Genomic DNA, 19,416 nt, shown 5'->3' with positions numbered 1-19,416 from the left:
CACGCTCCGCACGCGGCCCGACGCTGACACTCTTCAGATTCACCCTCTCCAGCACCACACTGCTCGGTCGGCCGAGACGTGATCTGCCTGACCGCGCCAGACGGAGCGCGGGCAGGCAGATCACTGTTGTTCGGTTCGTTCAGTGTTTCTGGGCGCGGCGCTTCCGGCTCATGAACGCGATAGCCATGCCCGCGCCCACCAGCAGACCGACGAGGGCGATCGCCTCTGACATCCCGGACATACCGGTGTGCGCCAGCGAACCCCTGATCCCACCGGAACCCGTGCCCCCACCGGAACCCGTGCCCCCACCGGCCGGGGCCGGGTTGGCAGGCGGCGCGCCTGACGGCGGCGAGGCCGGGCCCGGTGGTGAGGTCGGGTCCGGGGTCGCGGTATCGGTCGGGGTCGGGTGCGTGGTCCCGGTCGGGGTCGGGGTCGGGTTCGCCGTATCGGTCGGGGTCGGAGTCGGAGTCGGCGTTGCCTTGGGGATGTACACCCCGGCGTCGATCGTGTGGTCGACCCCGCCCGGCTTGTCCGGCGCCGTGACCGGCGCGGAGCCGTTGCACAACTCCCCCGTGGTCGGCGGGGTCACATTGGAGTCATGCGCACGGTTGGCACCGGCTCGCGCGAGCGTGAACCGCAGCTCGCTCGCCGCGGGCTGCTCGGGCACCTTGCTGGTGTCCGCGGTGCACACGTCGAACTGCACCGTGTACTTCGCGCCCGGCGTGAGCTCGTACTCGGCACCGACACCACCGAAGTAGTACTCACCGGCGGCATTGGTCCTGGTCGTGGCGACCTGTTTGCCGTCCGCGTCCAGCAGGTTGATCGTCGCCCCCGGCAGCAGCACGTGCCCCGGGTCCTGGATCCCGTTGTGGTCACCGTCGAACCACACGACGTTGCCGATCTGGACCGGCGCGTTCGCCGCCGCGTACGCGATGTCACCGAGCCCGCCGGCCTTGCCGAATCCGCCTTGTTGCCGGCTGACGAACTGGAACCCGTTGGCGGTCGGGTTGTTGCCCGGGCCCTGACCGGTCGTGATGTCGTGGTACCCGGTCCCTGAGGTCGCGACGTCGGCGACCGGGTCGAACTCCGTGCTGACGACCCACTGCTGCTGCGGGATGTAGGCCACCGACCCCAGCGCGGTCTCCTGGTGCGCGTTGGCGTACGTGTCGCCCGGGAAGTATTCGACGACATCGGCGGGCTGGCCGCCACTGTTGGCGGGGGTGGCGTGGTTGGGGCAGCTCCCGGTGCCTTCCCACTGGTATTCACCGGTGGGAGTGGCGCAGACCATGGTGATGTCACCACCGGACATGCCGTTTTCCGCCGTGTCGTTCCCCGGGCGGGGGTCCAGCCCTCCCCAACTGACCACGTCCATGAAGCGGTCGCGGAAACCCAGGATCATCGAGCCGTCGCGGCCGAAGGCGAGGGAGGACAGCTCCGGCTGCGGATCGATGAAGACGTTGCCCGACTTCCGGTCGTCCCACGTGTCCAGGCTGGTGTTCCACGGGTTCCAGTGGGTGGCCTTGTCGCCGGAACCGAAGACGCTGCCGCGCTTGTCCGTGAGCGGGTGGCCCAGCACCGTGGTGAACCGCTTGCCGTCGTAGGTGGAGACGAAGGCTTTCAGGTCCGCGCGCTGCTGCGTGCTCTCCGCGCTGCACACGCCGCCCACGTACAGCGTGTTGTTGTGGACCTGGAGACCGAACGGCCGCCAGTCGTCGGGGCTCGCGCACCCCGGGTCCGGGATCGGGACCGTCGCCTCGGGCTCCGCGGCGGTCTTCCCTGCCGCGTCGAAGCTCACCAGGCTGCGGGCCCGCAGGTTCACCGCGTACAGCGTGGAGCCGTCCTCCGACAGGGCCAGGCCACCGATGCTCTCCTTGCCCGGCGCGTCGGTGAACCCGGCATCCTTGATCATGTTGGCGGCGTCGTGCTGCGTCACCGCGGCATCCGGCACCCGCGCGAACAGCTCCGGCGCACCCGAGCCGTTGACCGGCACCGTGTAGATCGCGCCGGCGCCCTGCGGCCCGTACGGGGCGTACCGGCGGGCGAACGCGCTCTGGAACAGCCGGGTCCGGTCCTTGTCGTACGCCAACCCGAAGGTCGTGCCCACCTGGTCCTGCGTGGCCAGCGTGGTCGGGCACGCCACATCGGTGGGGCACGTGCCCCGGGTCTTCGTCCCGAACGCCACCAACGCCCGGTTGTCCGTGCCGTTGGCGCCGTTGTGGACCGGTACGAAGTACCGCGAGTCCGGCAGCGCGTAGTCGGCCGGATCCCATACCCCGGTCACCACCGAGGCGTTCTTTCCGTCCGACACATCCACGAACGACGTGAAGCTGTCGAAGTGGTTCTCCGCCGTCGACGCGGGCGCCGCCCGCAGATAGTCGCTGTACGGTGCCGGGACGCTGACGTCGACGCGGTATCGGCCGCCGTCCAGCACCGTCGACTGCGCCACCACGACCTTTCCGGTGGCATCCGTGACGCCGGTGACGACGTGCCCATCGGGGTCGGAGACGGCCACCCTCATGCCCCGCTGCGGCACGTCCATCGTCTTATTGATCACGCCGGTACCGAAGAAGTCGCGCAGCACCTCAACCGTCAGCGTGCCGTCGGCGGCCGAAGCGGCGGCCGGTCCAGCCGTCGCTCCCACGGCGCCGCCCGCCAGCAAGAGAACGGATAACCCTATGGGCGCCAGCGGCCCCGCGAGTCTGCGGGTCGGCCGTCGTGAGTCTCTGCCGACTCGGTTCATGGCATCACACTCCACACTTCTCTTGTGGTGAAACGAAGCCCCCGCTTGTCGCCGCACGTCCACGGAAAAGAAAAAGGGCCCACCGCTGTTGCGTGGACCGCTTTGTGATGATCGCTTCAGGGTATTGCGGACGAGCCGTAAACGCCGTGGTCCAGGAAAAGCGAACACGCGTTCAGGACTTTGAGCAGGACCGCCCCGGTTTACGTCTTTTCGCAGCTCAACCACGGCACCCTCGCCCCCACCGCCTACCTCACCGACCGCCATCGCGAGCAGCGCGCGATATCTTATCCGCTGGAGTCTCGCCGTCACCAGCAGAACCCCTGGCATCCGTCGGAATGCGCGATGATCCCGAGCGCCGGGAGAATGGCAATCGGAAGAATGTGCGACAGCCACGTAACGGTCGGATCCGGTCCCGTTGGGTGCGTTTACGCCGGGTGGCGCGTCTGGGACGTGCTCGTCAGGCAGAGGTGTTGTGCAGCCGGGATTGGCCCCACGGTTCGCCTGTCGCATGATTTCTGGGGCGCCATATTGCTTATATGGAAAGAGCGTTCGGAAGGTACTCCGAGCCAGGGTGTGGGGGGCAAGCCGCCCGGTGGATCGCTTCAGAGGCCTCGTACGGCGTCGGTGAGCGCCTCGTCGAGGATGGCGACGCCGCGGGCGATCTCCTCGTCGCTCGCGGTCAGCGGCGGCGCGATGCGGAAGGTGCCTCCCATGCCGGGCAACTGGACGATGTTCATGTGCAGCCCGAGTTCGAAGCAGCGCCGGGTGACGGCCGCGCCGAGCCGGTCGGCGCCCCCGGCGCCCAGCACCTGGTCACCGGCCAGCTCCATCCCCGCCAGCAGTCCGCGGCCGCGGACATCCCCGACGACGTCGTGGCGGGCGGCGAGACCGTCGAGCCCCTCGCGCAGCGCCGTGCCGAGCCGCCGCGCGCGCTCGTCGAGGCGGTCGCGGACCAGCACGTCGAGGACGGTGTTGCCGACGGCGGCCGGCAGCGGGTCGCTGGCATGGGTGGTGAGGAACAGAAATCCCCGGTCGTATGCTTCCTGCTCGATCTCCGGGCTGGTCAGCACGGCGGCCAGCGGCAGCCCCGCGCCGAGCGTCTTGGACAGCGTGAGGATGTCCGGGACGACACCGTCGTGCTGATGGGCGTACCAGTCGCCGGTGCGGCACAACCCGGTCTGCGCCTCGTCGAGGATCAACAGCATGTCCCGTTCCCGGCACTTCTGTGCCAGGGCGGCGAGGTAGCCGGGCGGTAGCTCGATGATGCCGCCGGAGCTGAGGATCGGTTCGACCAGGCATGCGGCGAGACTGCCGACCGACTGCGCGTCGATCAGGTCGAAGCCCAGGTCGAGTTGGCGGCGCCAGTCGAGCGAGCCGTCGGCGTCGACGATGTCGGGGTGGAAGCGGTCCGGAACCGGCAGCGCGAAGTTGCCCGGCGCGGCGGGTCCGTAGCCCCTGCGCCCGGCGCTGTAGGTGGCGTTCGCGGCGGCCTGGGTCATCCCGTGCCAGGACCGGGCGAACGAGACGATCTCATGGCGGCCGGTGACGAGTTTCGCCATCCGCACCGCGGCCTCGTTCGCCTCCGCCCCGGTGGTCAGGAGCAACGCCTTCTCCAACGGATCGGGCAGGGTCTCGGCGAGCCGTCGCGTGAGCTCGATGACCGGGCGGCTGAGCATGCCGCTATGGAGGTGATCGAGGAGGGCCACCTGCTCGCGGACCGTCGCGACGATGTCCGGGTGAGAGTGCCCGAGGATGGCGCTCATCTGACCGGAGGTGAAATCGAGCAGTTCGCGACCGCTCTCGGTGAACACCGATGTGCCCGCGGCGCGAGCGATGACCTCCGGAGTGAAGGCGGCCTGTCCGGAATAGCGGATGAGGTGGCGCTCCGGGGCGCCACCGGCTGTCTCGGCTGTCTCGGGAAGCATGTGACCGACGGTAGGGACGCACCGTTGCACGCGTCCATCGCACAGATCCGACCACCCTGTTCGGCAGAACCGTACAATCGGGCGCATGCTCAACTCGGGGCGGCTGCGGCTGCTCAGCCTCCTGGAAACCCTGGGTACCGTCCGCGCGGTCGCCGAGACAGTGCACCTGAGCGCCTCGACGGTGTCCCAGCAACTGGCGGTGCTCGAGACCGAGACCCGATGCCGACTGCTGGAGCGGACCGGGCGGAAGGTGCGGCTGACCCCGGCCGGTCTCCTGCTGGCCCGCCGGGGCCGGGAGATCCTGGACCAGATGGCCGAGGCCGAGGCCGAGTTGCACGCCTTGAACGACGAGCCCATCGGCACCGTCCGGCTCGGGGTGTTCCAGAGCGCGATCTACACCCTCGCGATGCCGGCGGCGACGCGCCTGGCCACCACCCACCCGCGCCTGCACCTCGAACTGATCGAGTCGGAGCCGCACGAGAGCGGAGCGGCTCTCCGCTCGGGCGAGGCGGACGTCATCGTCACCACCACCGATTACGCCGGCCTCTCGTGGGGTGCGGACCTCGAGATCATTCCCCTGGGCATCGACCCCATCGTCCTGGTACTGCCGCCCGACCACCCGCTGGCCTGCCGTACGACGGTGAATCTCGCGGCCTGCGCGGAGGAGACGTGGGCGTGTGACCGCCCGCAGTCGTACATGGCGGATCTGACCATGCGGCTGTGCCGCGAGTCCGGCTTCGAACCGCGAGTGGCCTGCCGGTTCAGCAACTACCTGATGCTGCTGCGACACGTCGAATCGGGCCGGTCGATCACCCTGCTGCCCGCCCTGGCCGTCACACCGGACCACGCCGTCGCCACCCGGCAGCTCAGCACACCGGTCCACCGCAACGTCACCATCGCGGTGCGGCGCGGCACGACGCAGCGCGCCGCGGTGAACGCGGTCGTCGCGGCGCTGCGCGACCATCCCGAGATCCCGGCCCTCTCCGCCCCCGGCCGAAACGCCCCGGAGGGATCGTAGTCCGGGGCGTTCGGCATCCGGAGGTCGGCGACATCCTGCTCGACTGCGACGTCCTCGTCGTCCCCGGCGCGGACCTGCGCATGGTGACGTACACGGCGGCGACCGGGAGCCGTGACGCGGCCAAGCTCGACCTGCTGCGCGTCACGCGCCGGGAGGGGGAACTACTTGCTGTGCAGGATCTGGATCAGATTGCCACAGGTGTCGTCGAGAACCGCGGTGGTGACCGAGCCCATCTCCAGCGGATCCTGGGTGAACTGCACCCCGAGCTCGCGCAGCCGGTTGAATTCCGCCTGCACGTCGTCCACGGCGAAAGAGGCGGCCGGGATGCCGTCCTGGACCAGCGCCGTCCTGTACGGCTGCACTGCCGGATGGCCGGACGGCTCAAGCAGCAGTTCGGTCCCGTCGGGCTCTTCGGGCGAGACCACGGTCAGCCATCGATCCTCGCCCAGCGGGACGTCGTGCTTCTTCATGAAACCAAGTACGTCGGTGTAGAAGCGCAGGGCCTTCTCCTGGTCATCGACGAAGACGCTGGTCAGGTGGATCTTCATGGGGCCTTCTCCTGTGCATCGGGCCTGAGCCATCGGGTCACGATGCGCTCGAGGGGTTCGGTGTTCGCATCGTGGAACTTGTAGCGGCCCTGGCGCCGCGACAGGACCAGGCCCGCGGATTCCAGTACGGCCAGGTGCTGGCTGACCGCCTGGCGGGTCAGCCCCAGACCGTGCTTGGTCACCAGCCGTGTGCATATCTCGAACAGCGTCTGGCCGCCACGTTCCACCAGCTCATCGAGGATGCGCCGACGGGTGGGGTCGGCCAGCGCCTTGAAGACATCCTCCGTCACACCCGCAGCATAGGCAAGTGGCCACTTGCCTATCAAGCGTCATGAGGCCCATCCCCGCCAACTGGCCGACCGCGCCGTAAGGTTCGGATCATGGTGACTGCGACGGTGCGCGAGTGGCACGAGGAAGAAGGCTGGGGTGTGCTCGACTGCGTCGAGACTCCCGGTGGCTGCTGGGGCCACTTCTCCCACATCGAGGTGGCGGGGTTCGCCACGCTGTCACCAGGGCAGCACGTCGAGCTCGAATGGGAAGCGCCCGGCTTCGAACAGGACGGGTACGCGTACCGCGCGGTGCGCATCGTTCCTCAGACGGGTCACAGCGGTTCGCCGGGGATGGCCAGGTAGACCGCGCGGAGGCGGGCGAGCAGGGGGTGGTCCGTGACCATCGGGGTCCCGTCGATGCGGGAGATGGCACGCACACCGATGCTCGTGTTCGTCGCGAAAGCGGCGTGCAGGTGCGGCACGTCCGCGAGCGTCACGGGGGCCGTCGTGTACGGGGCGTGCCGCTGGAGCAGGGCCATGGTCACTCCCGGCAGGACGTCCGCCTCGGGCCAGACGACGCCGTCGTCTCCGACGAAGCCGACGTTCCACGTTCCGCCCTCGGAGATCCGGTCGTCGGGGCCGACGAAGAGGGCGTCGTCGTACCCGTCGAGCTGCGCCGTACGGCGGGAGTGGAGCGAGCCGAACAGGCCCAGGTGCTTGACGCCCGGCACGTCGCGTTCGTAGCCGAGGGTCTTCACCCGCAGCGGCGGCAGCGGCAGCGACGCCGCGGGACGCACGGTGACGAGGATGTGGGGCGTGCCGCCCTTCGCCGGGTGCCCCATGTCGATGTCGGGGTCGAAGACGGTGACGCGGACGACGAACGACCCGCCGCGCCCTCCCGCCGCCTGCCGGACGTACCGCCGGACCAGCTCGGGGTCGAGCTCCGCGCCGAAGACCGCCTTGCAGTCCCGCACCACGCGCTCAAGATGCAGCCCGAGGCCGCGGACGCGCTGATCGTCGACGCGCATGCTGGTGAAGTGCCCGTAGTTGGTGAGCGCCAGTGTCAGCAGGGCGTCGGGGTCTGCGGGGCGTCCGTTCAGTTCGGCCATGGCTTCAGGATGGCAGGGGGGCGATGACCTGCTGCGCACGATCGCGTCTGGCGCGACCGGTAAGCGGCCGGAACTTTTCGTGATTCTTTCCGGAAGACTGTTGACTGTTGACGTGGGCAGCTCAAAACTGCGGGAGCGGGGAGGCGAGGAGGGATCACGCAGATGAAGGACACACCGGCCTTTCGCAGACGCGGTCGATTAGGGCTGCTCCGCCGTTTCCGGCTGCTCGTCAGCGCGGCCTGTACGACGGTGCTGGTGGCCGTGGCGGCGTTGGTGCTGCCCGGCACCGCGTACGCCGACACGGTCATCACCACGAACCAGACCGGCACCAACAACGGCTACTACTACTCGTTCTGGACCGACGCGCCGGGGACCGTCTCCATGACCCTGGCCTCCGGTGGCAGATACAGCACGTCGTGGCGCAACACCGGGAACTTCGTCGCGGGCAAGGGGTGGAGCAACGGCGGACGCAGGAGCGTGACCTACTCGGGCACGTTCAACCCGTCCGGCAACGCCTACCTGGCGCTCTACGGGTGGACGTCGAACCCGCTGGTGGAGTACTACGTCGTCGACAACTGGGGCACGTACCGGCCCACGGGGACGTACAAGGGCACCGTCACCAGCGACGGCGGTACGTACGACATCTACAAGACGACGCGGTACAACGCCCCCTCCGTCGAGGGCACGCGGACCTTCGACCAGTACTGGAGCGTCCGGCAGTCGAAGCGGACGGGTGGGACGATCACCACCGGCAACCACTTCGACGCCTGGGCCCGCGCCGGGATGCCGCTGGGCAGCTTCAAGTACTACATGATCCTCGCGACCGAGGGCTATCGGAGCAGCGGGAGCTCCAACATCACAGTGAACGGCGCCAGTTCGGCCCCCGCAAAGGCGGCCTGCAACGGGTATGTCGGGCTCACCTTCGACGACGGGCCGACCGGTAATACGCCAGCCCTGCTCAACGCGCTCAAGCAGAGCGGACTGCGGGCCACGATGTTCAATACGGGCCAGAACGGCGCCGCCAACCCGGCCCAGGTGCGGGCCCAGGTCAACGCGGGCATGTGGGTCGGCAACCACAGCTACACCCACCCGCACCTGACCCAGCAGAGTCAGGCGCAGATCGACGCGGAGATCTCCCGGACGCAGGCGGCCCTCGCGGGCGCGGGCGGCGGCACGCCGAAGCTGTTCCGGCCGCCGTACGGCGAAACCAACGCGACGGTGAAGTCGGTCGCGGCCAAGTACGGCCTGACCGAGATCCTCTGGGACATCGACTCGCAGGACTGGAACAACGCGAGCACCGACGCCATCGTGCAGGCCGCGGGCAGGCTCACCAACGGCCAGGTCATCCTCATGCACGACGGCCCCGCCAACACCCGCGCCGCGATCCCCCGCATCGCACAGGGGCTGGCCGCGCGCGGCCTCTGCCCCGGGATGATCTCGCCGCGGACCGGCCGCGCCGTGGCCCCGGGCGCGTAAGGAGGATCAGGCGTTCAGCGCGTCGATCAGGGCCTTCGTCACGTCCTCGGTCGTCGCCGTGCCGCCCAGGTCGCGGGGGAGAACCCCCGCGGCCGTGGTCGCCTCGATGGCCTTGTGCAGACGGGCCGCGGCGTCGGGGAGGCCGAGATGGTCCAGCATCAGGGCCGCGCTGCCGACCGCGCCGATGGGGTTGGCCAGGCCCTGCCCGCGATGTCGGGGCGGAGCCGTGGACGGGCTCGAACATGCTGGCCGAACTTCCCGATGGCGTACGACATCGCGCCGAACGCGCCGAGCGGCGCGGCCTTCATGACGAACGACAGCACCTTGAAGACGACCTCGGTCAGCCTGCCCACGCCCGCGATGACCGGCTCGCCGACCTTCCCGACCGACTCAGCGCGATCCCCGCGCACCCCGCGCACCCCGCGCACCCCGCGCACCCCGCGCACGAGCGGAACCTGCCGGATGGTGGCGGAGAACTGCTCCGCGACGCCGACGACCGCCAGGGGAAAGAAACTCCTGCTGACGGCGTCGGCGCATTCCTCCGACCCGGAAGCGCTCAGCGTCTGCACGACCTCAGCATGTGGGCCGGGGAACGGAAGGGCAGGCGACGGCGGCGCCACCGGCCGTACCAATGGCGCCGCCTCGTTCTGTGCGGGTGGTCAGTCCCTGATCTCCGAACCGACGCGGAGAATCCCGACCGCGCCGCCCTGAGTGCCGGGACACTTCCGCTTCGAGGTCTTGCCGTTCCAGACCCAGGGGCCGTAGAACGTGGTCTCCACGCCTCGGCTGTCCACGCAGATGATTTTCACGCGGTGCGCGCCGAGATGCCCCAGCCCCGAGCAGTAGGAATAGCCGGTGGTGCCGCCCCTCGACCACGCATTGCAGTCGGCGGACCGGGTTGATACATCGCCCCCGTCATTCGCCATGGCGTTCGGCGCGATGAGACTGGCACTCATGGCCAGTCCGGCGATGGCGAGGAAAGACTTCTTTCGATTCATGCCGGTGTCCTCTGATGTGCGAAAACTACGCCTGGACTCGTGGTGCGGTGATCGCGCGTCAGAACAGCTCGACCTGGTAGCCCGCCTTGTAGACGCCTACCGCGCCACCCTGCGTGCCAGGGCACTTGCGCTTGGACCAGTCACCGCTCGTCCCCATCCGCCACGGGCCGAAGAAGGAGGTCTGCACACCGCGGGTGTCGATGCAGGTGACCTTTACCCGATACCGGTCGAACCTCGCCAGGTCGGCGCACTTGGCGTACGCGGTGGTCTCCGTGTGCTTCGTGGTGCAGACGTACTTGACGCTCACGTCGTCGTCCGCGGCAGCAGCGGCAGGCGCGAGCATCGCACCTGCGGTCATGACGGCAGCCGCGATGGCCGCCATGGAGCCGACTTTGCTCCTCATTCAAAATCCCCCGTTTTCTTTTTTCAGGCTGAGCCTGTTGTGGTCACGGGACTTTGTACATGCGCCCGTTCGCCGAACGCAAGGGGTTTGCACCGCCCCATCCCAGGGGGCGCCGGACTCCTGTCATATCGGATAAAATCCCGCCTTTGGGTCGCCAGCAAGGACCAAGCGGAATCGCTTTGCCGACACCCTGACTTCGCCAATGACCTCTGCTAGCTTTCCCGCCGAGCACGATCGCTTCGATCACGCGAAACGGGGAGCAGTTTTGAAGTTCAAGACCATCGGCGTGGCAATTGTCGCGTCACTCGCGGTATTCGGGGGAACTCAATCGGCGTCCGCTGCCGACTGGCTCATCGCGAAGGCCCCCACCTACAAGTCCGGAAAGGTCACGGCAAGCGCGACCATGCTCGGTCCGCAGCCCGCGGGCACGAAGCTGTGCGTATCCCTCCTGGTGGCCCACCCCTACTACCCCGACATCGAGGTGGCCCAGAAGTGCGCAAACACCCAGGCCGGGACCGTGAGGGTCACCGCCAAGGTCGGCACCTGCGGTAAGTACTCGAGTTTCGCCAGCGCCAAGCGGGGCGGTTCGGGGAAGTCCTCCATCCGTAAGTCGAATCCCGCGATTTACTGCAAGTAAGCAGAGCAGCGACCGGCAGGCCCTCGCCCCGGCGGGGCCTGCCGCCGTGCGCGCAGAGCGAGCGGCTGCGGGACGCCTGCGCGAACGCCTTCGAGTCGTGGATCGGGCCGGTGACCGAGTACCTCGCCGCCCACGGCCGCCCTCGTACCGACGCCCGCGCCCTGTCGACCGCCGTGGTCAGCATGGTGGAGGGGGCGGTGATCGTGTCGCGTGCCCAGCGGTCCACCGAGCCGCTGCGCTGCGCCGCCCGGGCGCTCGCCGTACTGCTGGACGAGGGCGACGAGGGTACGGAGGCGTCGGCATGAGCGGGGTCGAGGACCGGCACGCACTGGTGCTGGGCGCCACCGGCTTCCTCGGGCGCCACCTGGTTCTCGCGCTCGGCCGGGCCGGTGTCCGGGTGAGCACGGCCAGCCGGAGCCACGAGTCGTACCGGCGGCTCGCCCGATGGCTGGACGAGCGCGGGCACGAGAAGGCCCCGGCCGGTCTCCGGGTCGACTTCGCGGAGCCGTCGCTGATCCAGGGCGCGTGCGACGACGTCACCGAGATCTACAACTGCGCCGGTGCCTACCGGTTCGGGATGTCGGCGGACGACGCCCACCGCGCCAACGTCGACAGCGTCCGCGCGGTCGTCGCCTTCGCGGCGCAACTGCCGCGCCTGCGGCGCCTGGTGCACGTCTCCGGGTACCGGGTCGGCGGACAGGACCCCGTCCACTGGAGCGACGAGCGGAGAGCGGCCGCCTACCGGGCGCTCGGGCCCTACGAGGCGTCCAAGGCCGAGGCGGACGCCGTTTTCCAGGCCCTGGCCGACGAGTTGGGCGTTCCCTGGTCCATCGTCAGCCCGGCCAGTGTGATCGGCGACAGTGTCACCGGCGAGTCCGACCAGTACCTGGGGCTCGCGTCGAGCGTGCAGGACCTCTGGCGGGGCAACCTCCCGGCGCTGCCGGGGGACGCGTCCACGTTCGTGCCCGTGGTCGCGGCCGACTACCTCGCCCGGTTCATGGCCCTGCTCCCGGTGGACGACGCCGCCGAGCGCGCCTCGTACTGGCTGCTGGACGACGACACTCCCCCGCTGCCCGACCTGCTCACGCTCATCGCGGAGCACTACAGGATCACGGCGCCCCGGGTACGGATTCCCGTACCCCTGGTGAAGCGTCTGCCCCGGCGGCTCACCAGGGCCGATCCGGAGACCCTGACCTTCCTGTCGAGCGACCGCTACCCGACCGACTCGGCGCACGCCTTCGCCGCCCGCCACGGGCTGACCATGCCGGACGCCGCCACGACGATCCGCCGCTGGGCCGACCACCTGGCCGCGCACCGCTTCGGCGACGCCCCGGCGGCCCCGGCGAACGGCAGGCGGTTCACCACGCCGGACGGGATACGGACATTCGAGCTCGGCGAACCGGGCGCCCCACGGTGGTGCTGCCGGGCCTGCCGGTCAACGCCGACACCTGGGCGCCGGTCGTCGCTTCCTTCGGTGGCGCCCGCGCCGTCGACCTGCCCGGGCTGGGGATGAGCGGCGGACGCCACGACGACTGGCCGACCTGGCTGACCGCGCTGATCACCGACGGCGGCGCCCGTCACCTGGTGGGCCACTCCATCGGCGCCGCGGCCGCCGTCGAGGCCGCGGCCGCCCACCCCACCGCGGTGGAGCGGCTCACGCTCGTAGCGCCGTACTTCCTCCAGGCACGCCCGGCGCTCACCACCCAGTGGGCGCCCCTGACCCGGGGGTACCTGAGCCACGTATCGCCCGACGCCCTGGCCAAGCGCCTCACGGGCACCACGGCGCACGCGACCGCACTCGCCTCAAGCGTGGCCGACCTGCGCCGCGGCACCGTCGCCGCCAACGTCTCCCGACTCCTGGCCGCCGCCGCGAAGCCGCGGTGGCGGGAAGCCCTCCGGGCCCAGCTGCGGCGGTACCCGGGACGGGTACACGTCATCGTGGGCTCCGACGATCCGCTCACCCCCGACGGCCGGGCCCTGCTGGACGCACTCCCCCACGCCACCGTGACGGTGGTCGACGGCGCGAACCACCATCTCCAGCTGACGCACCCGGAGGAGGTCGCCAAGGCCATCGGGCACTGGTAGCACGCGGTAGCACCACACGCTACCGTGGGCGCCATGACCGCACGGCCTGAGATCACCCAGCGGGACCTGCGCACCCGGTCCAGAGAAATCATGGACGCCGTCCAGGATGGCCAGGCGTTCACCGTCACCCGGGACGGCCACCGCATCGGCGAGCTGGTCCCGCTGCGACAACGTCGTCGGTTCGTCCCGCGTGCGGAATTCGCGGCCATGTCCCACCCGGCCTCGGACATCTCTCTGGAGGCGTTCCGCGCCGACCAGGACTCCACTGCTCAGCAGCAGCAGGACGACCCTTATGGCCGTTGAATACGCACAGGGACTCCTCGACACCAATGTGATGATCCTTCGCAAGTGGATCAATGCCGACGAGCTGCCCGCCGAGGTCGCGATCAGCGCCATCACCCTGGCCGAGTTGTCCGCGGGTCCGCATGAAGTCCGCCGGAACGAAGAACAGGACGATTACGACGAGCACGCTGAGCGCGCCCGACGGATGGACGTCCTCCAGCGCGCCGAGAACGAATTCGACCCCATCCCCTTCGACGCGGAAGCAGCCCGCGTCTACGGCAGGGTCTGCGCGGCCGTGATCAGCAGTGGACGCAAACCGCGGCGTCGGGTCGCCGACCTGATGATCGCCGCTATCGCCGTCGCCGAAGGCCTCCCCCTCTTCACCACCAACCCCGACGACTTCAGAGGGCTGGACGGCCTTCTCACCGTCGTCCCCGTCACTCGGCCACGCGTACTCCACGACCGGTAGACGGACCCTGCCTCCGCCGGTCAGCTCCGCGCGGCAGGGGCCGCCGACCCGCCGAGAGTGGAGCCGTCAGGCCGCCGCCTTGGCGATGATGCCGTCCATCTCCCCTCGGTCGAAGGCGCGCAGGGTCGTGGTGCGGACGTTTCCCAAGCTGCTGAGCTGGAGGGATGCCGCGGTGGCGGTTTCGTCGTCGGGCGCCTCGAAGGTGTAGATGATGTCGTACTGGCCGACGGTCCAGTGGAAGTCCAGGAGCTTCACCCCGAGCTTGTCCATCGCCGCCCTGAAGGCCTCGTAGCGCTTCGCGGTGTCCCGGTAGGCACGGACGCCCTGATCGGTCCAGTTCAGCAGGGTGATGTAGGTGGGCATGGTCCTCACCTCCTCATGTCAATTCTGAACAGGTCCGGGCGAGGGCGCACGCCCTGGCGACATCAGCCGTGACGATGGTCCTGCACAGCGCACTCCGCCCAGACGGTCTTGCCGACCGGTACGCGGGGTGTCGTGCCCCAGCGCGTGGCCAGCAGGTCGACCAGGAGCAGCCCGGCGACCGGCTCTGAGCCCGCCGGGTACCGGTCGGCGTCGGCTTTCCCGGTCCACCGGATCCTCGTACGCGGGGGTCCGGTGGACCGCGAACTCCCCCTGAGAACCGGGGCAAAGAACTCCCGCCCACCCACCCTTCCGGCTGCGATCACTCGTACGGGTGACCGGCTTGCGGGAGCGGCATGACGGTCGTTACGTTCGCCGCAACAACCGCAAAACGACGGCCCCCGCCGGGACGGCAATCCCGATCGAGGGCCTGACCGATCAGGAAGCGATCCCTTCCCGATGGCTGAGCCTCAGTCTAACGCGCATGCGCGCGCCGCCGCCGGAGCACCGACCTCCGGCGTGATCCACATCCGCACCCGCCTCACCGCCGACTTCACCGTGATCGCCAACGCCCTCGCGCAGCGACGCGGCAGCGCGGTCACCGTGGGCGTCGCGGCCTACATCCTGTCCCTCCCCGACGGCGCACCCGTGAGCATCGCCGCGCTGTGCGCCCACTTCACCGAGGGCGAGATCCTGATCTCGCGGGCGCTGAGGGAGCTGGAAGCCGCCGGTTACCTGGTGCGGCGGCGCGAGCGCGGGCCCGGCGGCGTGATCCGTACCCGCACCTACATCTCCGACGTCCCCGGCGGCGGCTCGCCCACCCCGCCCTCCCCCGCACGTACGGCGACACCGGCGACACCGGCAATGCCCGAGCCTGAGCCGAAAGCCGACCCCGAGGCGCCCTCGCTCGCCGACGCCGACGAGCGGGCCGTCGCCATCCTCTCCTCACTGCGCCTCGCCGACCCGCGGCTCATCCTGTCCCGCCGCGACGTCGCCGAACTCGCCCCCGCCGTCGGGCGATGGCTCGCCGCCGGGGTGGGTCCCGCGCAGATCACCCTGGCGCTCACCGCCCGGCTCCCCGACCGCCTCCTGACCCGCCCCGCCCGCATCCTCGCCTTCCGCCTCAGCGACCCGCCCCTCCCGGCGCCCACGCCAACAGCCGCGCCCACACGACCGCCCGTCCTCCGCTGGCGTACCTGCGACGGCTGCGAACGCGCCTTCCGCGCGGCCGAGCCCGGCCGACACTGCCGCGACTGCCGAGCCACCGCTGCCAGCGAAGATCTCCGTGCGGCCTGTTGAACGCGAGGGTGCGGCGCCGTCCATCCAGGTGAATGGTGCAGCAGACCGAGGAAAACAAGAGTAAGGCGATTTACACCAAGAGTATGGTGGCTTGTATGGCGACCAAGAAGGTGACGGTCACGATCCCGGAAGACCTCCTTGAGGAGATCCGTTCGGAGGCAGCCGAGCGGGGCATGTCGGCGTACATCGCGGAAGCGGTACGCCTCAAACGAGACCGAGACCGGCTCCTTGAGCTGGTCGACTGGCTACAGGAAGAACATGGACCAGTCACCGAGAGCGAGCAGGCTGCGGCGCTGGAGGAGCTGGACGAAATCGACGCCGAACACGAGCGCCGCTCCGCCGGAAAGGGTCTCGCGGGGGAAGCTGCGTGAAGGAGCGACGCGGTAAGCACACGTCACCGCTCCGAATCTTCGTACTCGACTGCGAAGCTCTATCGCTTGCCGTGCGCGGCGAGCGAAGGATGATCACGCGCCTCGCTCTCGCGGCTCAAGGTGAGGCTGAGGTCGTGACGTCCCCGATGACGCTCATCGAGGCATACGACGGAAGAACCACCGAACAACGCTGGGACTGGGTGCTCTCCCGCCTCACCGTCGCGGATGTCGGGAAGGAAGAGGCCCGTCAGGCGCGCCGACTCTTGACCGCCGCCGGGCTGCACGGCCACAAGTATGCGATCGACGCCGTACTGGCTGTCGTCGCGAGCCAGCAGAAGGGTCAGGTAACGGTCTTCACCTCGGACGTGGACGACTTGGAGAAGCTGGTCCCGGACAGGGTCGTCGTCAAGAAGGTCTGACCATGACCGGACCACCTGCGCACGGCATGTTGATGGCGCGGAGTCGACCTTGACCAACGTCGTTCGCTGCTGGTCGGCTTGGAAGGTTGAGGTGTCGGACTCGGGGGTTGCCATCGTGGTCAGGTCGGTTCTGGGCGTGCTGTGGTGGGTCGACAGCGGTGGAACAACGGGTACGACGCGTCCCGGTTCCCCCGTGGCGGCGCGTCCATGAGGCTGCGGCGAGGTATCGCGATCGCCGGGGTCGCGGGTGCTGTCGCGGTGACGACGATGCTGATCGGGCTGGTGACGAACGCCGTCTCCGATCAGTCGCGTTGGCCCGGCTGGCTGGGGTGGCTCCAGGAGCACGCGTGGTTCTCGTTCATCTTGCTGGGCGTGGTGATGGTCGTGGGCACGGCGTTGCTCGCGACGTTGTCGGAGATTCGGGCGCCCCTACCGGTCGTAGAGCCGATGATCCGGCCGGACGATGGGACGGGGCTTCCGGGCGCGGCTCTGGTGCTGCGGTCGCTGCCGCGCGACACCGCGGCGTTCACCGATCGGGCTGCCGAGCTCGAGTCGCTGGTGCGCTCGGTGCGGGACTGGCAGGCGAGCGGTGAGGCACTGCCGGTTCATGTGGTCGACGGCATGCCGGGGGTCGGGAAGACGACCTTCGCGGTACATGCCGGGCATGTGCTCTCGGAACGGTTCCCGGATGGGCAGCTCTTCGTGAACCTGAACGGACATACGCCGGGGCAGAACCCGGTACAGCCGACCGAGGCGCTGGCCTCGCTGCTGGCGGCAGCCGGTGTGCCGACACAGCAAATTCCCGTTGGTGAGGACGTGGGTGCGGTCACCGAGGCGCGGGCCGCCATGTGGAGAGGACGGCTGGCCGACAAGAGGGCGCTGCTCATTCTCGACAACGCGGTCAGCTACCGGCAGTTGGAGCCGCTGCTGCCTGGTGGGGGCGGCTGTCTGGTGCTGGTGACCAGCCGGAAGCGGCTGGCCGCCAACGAGGAAGTGGTGCTACCGGTCGAGGCACTGCCGCCTGATCATGCGATCGATCTGTTCATCCGGCTCAGCGGGCGCCCTGCGGATTCCCTCGACCGAGCTGTGGTCGAGGCGCTGGTGGGCATGTGCGGATATCTGCCGTTGGGGGTTTCGCTGCTCGCGGCACGGCTCCGGCATCATCCATCCTGGACCGCCGAGAGCCTTCGGGAACGGTTGGCGGCGGCGCGTGATCGGCTGGTGGAACTGCGTGCCGGGGAGCGTGCGGTGACCGCGACGTTCGACCTGTCCTACCGGGATCTTCCGCACGAGCGGCAGCGCTTCTTCCAAAGCCTAGGCCGCTACCCCGGCGCCGATCTCGACGTGTACGTCGGGGCCGCACTGGGCTCCGTTCCCGTAGCGGAGGCGCGGCGTCACCTCGACGCGCTCTATGACGACCACCTGGTTGATGAGCAGCCGGGTGACCGCTATCAGCTGCACGACCTCCTACGCGACTATGCGCGCGGTCTCGCCACCGAGGAGAGAGTCGGTATGGATGACGTCCAGACCATCACCCGTGTCTGCACCTACTATCTGACCGCCCTCGCCGACGCGAACAGGCACATCGTGCGCGCCGGGGCAGCCGCACCGCCTCCTCCGGAGGGTGGGGCCGAGGTGGAGCGACCGCTCATGGAGTCGCGCGCCGCCGCTCTGGAGTGGCTGGAGGGCGAACGGCCCAACATCCTGGCCGCCATCCGGCGGGCGAACGGCCTCGACCTGCACGGGCTCGTGATCCGCCTGGCCGCGGCCATGGCTCCCTTCCTGCGGCAGGCCGGGCCCTGGGACCAGGCCGTCGGGCTGCACCGGTCCGCCGCCGAAGCCGCCCGGCGGACCGGCGACCGGCAGGCGCTGGCCGGCGCCCTCGCCGAGCTGGGGGTCGTACGGCGCTTCATGGCCGCGTACCCGGAAGCGGTCGAGGCGCTGAACCAGGCAGTGACGGAGTACGAGGCGGTCGGTGACCGGCAGGGCACGGCCGACGCCCTGAACCAGGCGGGCATCGTCTGGTACCTGACCGCCGATACCGAGGCGTCGGCCCGGGCCCAGACCAGGGCCCTTGCCCTCTACCGCGAGGTGGGAGACCGGTTCGGGCAGGCCAACGCGCTCGCGGATCTTGGCATGGTGCGTCGGCAGACGAGCCAATTCAATGCTTCCGTGGAAGCGCAGACGGAAGCTCTGTCCATCTATCGCGAGCTGCGCGACCAGTACGGTGAAGCGAATTCGCTGCGGGATCTGGGCGTCGTGCATTGCCTCATGGGCGAATACGAGCTGGCCGCCCGGCGGCACCGCGAGGCCTTCTCCATCTACCGGGAACTCGACGACCGGGACCATCAGGCATACGCCCTCAACGAGCTGGGCCTGGTACGACGGCTCACCGGTGATCACGACGGGGCGCGCGAGGCCCACTCGCAGGCATTGGACCACTACACCGAACTCGGCGACCGGTTCGGCCGCGCCAACAGCATCCGCCACCTCGGGGTCCTGACCCGCGTATCCGGCAGCCTCGCGGAGGCGGCCGCGCTGCTGGAGGAGGCTCTGAGCACGTACCGCGACCTGGGCAGCCGTGGGGGCGAGGCCGCCGCGCTCGGCGAGCTGGGAGCGGTCCGCGGGCTTGCCGGGGAGCGGGACGGGGCGGTCGAGGTATTCCAGCGCAGCGTGGAGATCCTCCGCGATCTCGGCGATCGGTGTGGCGAAGCGGAGGTCCTCAACCACTGGGGAACGCTGCTGCGTACCGGGGGCGACCCAGCGGGAGGCCAGGGACGGTTCGAGCAAGCGCTGAGCCTGGCCCAGGAGATCGGTTGTCCCCGCGAGGAGGCGCGGGCGCTGGACGGCATCGGCCGCTGCGGCATGGAACTCGACGGGCCCGCGGGGGGCGAGCCGTCGCTGCGGGACGCTCTCGCCGTGTACCGGCGGTTGGGGCTGCTCGCCGAGGCCGATGAGATCGAGGACTTCTTGGCGTCTCGGGCCGGATGAGTCGGCCCCCTGACCGG

General features: G+C 69.5%; 23 protein-coding genes and 1 pseudogene. 14 read left to right on the top strand and 10 right to left on the bottom strand.

Annotated elements, in window-relative coordinates:
• Positions 1 to 139: 139 nt before the first annotated feature.
• Both LCH29_RS01640 and LCH29_RS01635 read right to left on the bottom strand, forming a co-directional pair.
• Positions 140 to 2,641, bottom strand: a complete 2,502-nt coding sequence (locus tag LCH29_RS01640) for an SdrD B-like domain-containing protein (RefSeq protein ID WP_446459849.1) — start codon at positions 2,639 to 2,641, stop codon at positions 140 to 142.
• A gap of 701 nt (positions 2,642 to 3,342) precedes the next feature.
• Positions 3,343 to 4,665 carry an aspartate aminotransferase family protein gene (locus LCH29_RS01635; protein ID WP_446459848.1) on the bottom strand — a complete coding sequence of 441 codons (1,323 nt, stop codon included), beginning with the start codon at positions 4,663 to 4,665 and terminating at the stop codon, positions 3,343 to 3,345.
• 85 nt (positions 4,666 to 4,750) lie between these two features.
• On the opposite strand from LCH29_RS01635, the gene LCH29_RS01630 reads away from it, so the two are divergent.
• Together LCH29_RS01630 and LCH29_RS01625 are read left to right on the top strand one after the other, a co-directional pair.
• Positions 4,751 to 5,683, top strand: a complete 933-nt coding sequence (locus LCH29_RS01630) for a LysR substrate-binding domain-containing protein (protein ID WP_446459847.1) — start codon at positions 4,751 to 4,753, stop codon at positions 5,681 to 5,683.
• Positions 5,677 to 5,808: pseudogene (locus tag LCH29_RS01625) on the top strand (MmyB family transcriptional regulator); the annotation flags it as partial. The gene LCH29_RS01630 and the pseudogene LCH29_RS01625, both read left to right, overlap by 7 nt.
• Positions 5,809 to 5,844: 36 nt before the next feature.
• Here LCH29_RS01625 and LCH29_RS01620 read toward each other — a convergent pair.
• Positions 5,845 to 6,231, bottom strand: a complete 387-nt coding sequence (locus LCH29_RS01620; RefSeq protein WP_446459846.1) for a VOC family protein — start codon at positions 6,229 to 6,231, stop codon at positions 5,845 to 5,847.
• Positions 6,228 to 6,521 (bottom strand): ArsR/SmtB family transcription factor, encoded by a 294-nt coding sequence (locus tag LCH29_RS01615; RefSeq protein ID WP_446459845.1) that lies wholly within the window; start codon positions 6,519 to 6,521, stop codon positions 6,228 to 6,230. The genes LCH29_RS01620 and LCH29_RS01615 overlap by 4 nt, the downstream gene beginning before the upstream one ends.
• A gap of 90 nt (positions 6,522 to 6,611) precedes the next feature.
• On the opposite strand from LCH29_RS01615, the gene LCH29_RS01610 reads away from it, so the two are divergent.
• Positions 6,612 to 6,863 carry a cold shock domain-containing protein gene (locus LCH29_RS01610; protein ID WP_446459844.1) on the top strand — a complete coding sequence of 84 codons (252 nt, stop codon included), beginning with the start codon at positions 6,612 to 6,614 and terminating at the stop codon, positions 6,861 to 6,863.
• On the opposite strand, the gene LCH29_RS01605 is transcribed toward LCH29_RS01610, so the two are convergent.
• Positions 6,833 to 7,609, bottom strand: coding sequence for an aminotransferase class IV family protein (locus LCH29_RS01605; RefSeq protein WP_446459843.1), 777 nt, complete (start codon positions 7,607 to 7,609; stop codon positions 6,833 to 6,835). The genes LCH29_RS01610 and LCH29_RS01605 overlap by 31 nt on opposite strands.
• Before the next feature lie 162 nt (positions 7,610 to 7,771).
• On the opposite strand from LCH29_RS01605, the gene LCH29_RS01600 reads away from it, so the two are divergent.
• A complete protein-coding gene (locus tag LCH29_RS01600; RefSeq protein WP_446459842.1) occupies positions 7,772 to 9,085 on the top strand; it encodes a glycoside hydrolase family 11 protein in 1,314 nt (437 codons plus the stop codon).
• A 6-nt stretch (positions 9,086 to 9,091) separates the two neighbouring features.
• Here LCH29_RS01600 and LCH29_RS01595 read toward each other — a convergent pair whose 3' ends face one another.
• The 4 genes from LCH29_RS01595 to LCH29_RS01580 form a co-directional block, all read right to left on the bottom strand.
• Entirely contained in the window at positions 9,092 to 9,244 is a 153-nt protein-coding gene (locus tag LCH29_RS01595) for a hypothetical protein (protein ID WP_446459841.1), read from the bottom strand.
• Positions 9,244 to 9,654 (bottom strand): cation:dicarboxylate symporter family transporter, encoded by a 411-nt coding sequence (locus LCH29_RS01590; RefSeq protein WP_446459840.1) that lies wholly within the window; start codon positions 9,652 to 9,654, stop codon positions 9,244 to 9,246. Before LCH29_RS01590 ends, LCH29_RS01595 begins: the two co-directional genes overlap by 1 nt.
• Before the next feature lie 90 nt (positions 9,655 to 9,744).
• Positions 9,745 to 10,083, bottom strand: coding sequence for a hypothetical protein (locus LCH29_RS01585; RefSeq protein ID WP_446459839.1), 339 nt, complete (start codon positions 10,081 to 10,083; stop codon positions 9,745 to 9,747).
• A 58-nt stretch (positions 10,084 to 10,141) separates the two neighbouring features.
• Complete coding sequence (locus LCH29_RS01580; RefSeq protein WP_446459838.1) at positions 10,142 to 10,486, bottom strand: hypothetical protein; 345 nt, start codon at positions 10,484 to 10,486, stop codon at positions 10,142 to 10,144.
• A gap of 265 nt (positions 10,487 to 10,751) precedes the next feature.
• Here LCH29_RS01580 and LCH29_RS01575 point away from each other — a divergent pair, with 265 nt between their 5' ends.
• From LCH29_RS01575 to LCH29_RS01550, 6 genes are read left to right on the top strand one after another with little or no spacing between them, the layout of a single operon-like run.
• The gene (locus LCH29_RS01575; RefSeq protein WP_446459837.1) at positions 10,752 to 11,123 is read left to right on the top strand and encodes a hypothetical protein; all 372 of its coding nucleotides are present in this window, start codon (positions 10,752 to 10,754) and stop codon (positions 11,121 to 11,123) included.
• Positions 11,114 to 11,428, top strand: coding sequence for an LmrA/YxaF family transcription factor (locus tag LCH29_RS01570; protein WP_446459892.1), 315 nt, complete (start codon positions 11,114 to 11,116; stop codon positions 11,426 to 11,428). The genes LCH29_RS01575 and LCH29_RS01570 overlap by 10 nt, the downstream gene beginning before the upstream one ends.
• A complete protein-coding gene (locus LCH29_RS01565; protein WP_446459836.1) occupies positions 11,425 to 12,636 on the top strand; it encodes an SDR family oxidoreductase in 1,212 nt (403 codons plus the stop codon). The genes LCH29_RS01570 and LCH29_RS01565 overlap by 4 nt, the downstream gene beginning before the upstream one ends.
• Positions 12,537 to 13,208, top strand: a complete 672-nt coding sequence (locus LCH29_RS01560; protein WP_446459835.1) for an alpha/beta fold hydrolase — start codon at positions 12,537 to 12,539, stop codon at positions 13,206 to 13,208. The genes LCH29_RS01565 and LCH29_RS01560 overlap by 100 nt, the downstream gene beginning before the upstream one ends.
• Before the next feature lie 33 nt (positions 13,209 to 13,241).
• Positions 13,242 to 13,511: a type II toxin-antitoxin system Phd/YefM family antitoxin gene (locus LCH29_RS01555; protein WP_446459834.1), complete on the top strand. Its 270-nt coding sequence runs from the start codon at positions 13,242 to 13,244 to the stop codon at positions 13,509 to 13,511.
• The gene (locus tag LCH29_RS01550; RefSeq protein WP_446459833.1) at positions 13,501 to 13,959 is read left to right on the top strand and encodes a PIN domain-containing protein; all 459 of its coding nucleotides are present in this window, start codon (positions 13,501 to 13,503) and stop codon (positions 13,957 to 13,959) included. Before LCH29_RS01555 ends, LCH29_RS01550 begins: the two co-directional genes overlap by 11 nt.
• A gap of 66 nt (positions 13,960 to 14,025) precedes the next feature.
• Here LCH29_RS01550 and LCH29_RS01545 read toward each other — a convergent pair whose 3' ends face one another.
• The gene (locus tag LCH29_RS01545) at positions 14,026 to 14,322 is read right to left on the bottom strand and encodes a GYD domain-containing protein (RefSeq protein WP_446459832.1); all 297 of its coding nucleotides are present in this window, start codon (positions 14,320 to 14,322) and stop codon (positions 14,026 to 14,028) included.
• Between the two features lie 456 nt (positions 14,323 to 14,778).
• Between LCH29_RS01545 and LCH29_RS01540 the strand changes: the two genes are divergently transcribed.
• The 4 genes from LCH29_RS01540 to haaT all read left to right on the top strand — a co-directional run bounded on the left by LCH29_RS01540 (position 14,779) and on the right by haaT (position 19,399).
• Positions 14,779 to 15,618 carry a hypothetical protein gene (locus LCH29_RS01540; RefSeq protein WP_446459831.1) on the top strand — a complete coding sequence of 280 codons (840 nt, stop codon included), beginning with the start codon at positions 14,779 to 14,781 and terminating at the stop codon, positions 15,616 to 15,618.
• Positions 15,619 to 15,713: 95 nt separating this feature from the next.
• Positions 15,714 to 15,989, top strand: a complete 276-nt coding sequence (locus LCH29_RS01535; RefSeq protein WP_446459830.1) for a CopG family transcriptional regulator — start codon at positions 15,714 to 15,716, stop codon at positions 15,987 to 15,989.
• Entirely contained in the window at positions 15,986 to 16,408 is a 423-nt protein-coding gene (locus LCH29_RS01530) for a hypothetical protein (protein ID WP_446459829.1), read from the top strand. Before LCH29_RS01535 ends, LCH29_RS01530 begins: the two co-directional genes overlap by 4 nt.
• Positions 16,409 to 16,615: 207 nt before the next feature.
• Positions 16,616 to 19,399 carry a cyclophane-containing RiPP biosynthesis TPR protein HaaT gene (gene haaT, locus LCH29_RS01525; RefSeq protein WP_446459828.1) on the top strand — a complete coding sequence of 928 codons (2,784 nt, stop codon included), beginning with the start codon at positions 16,616 to 16,618 and terminating at the stop codon, positions 19,397 to 19,399.
• Positions 19,400 to 19,416 lie beyond the last annotated feature (17 nt).

Source organism: Streptomyces sp. BRA346 (assembly GCF_052851135.1).
The sequence above is the reverse complement of the archived record's forward strand: the minus strand, read 5'-3'. Positions and strand labels throughout refer to the sequence as shown.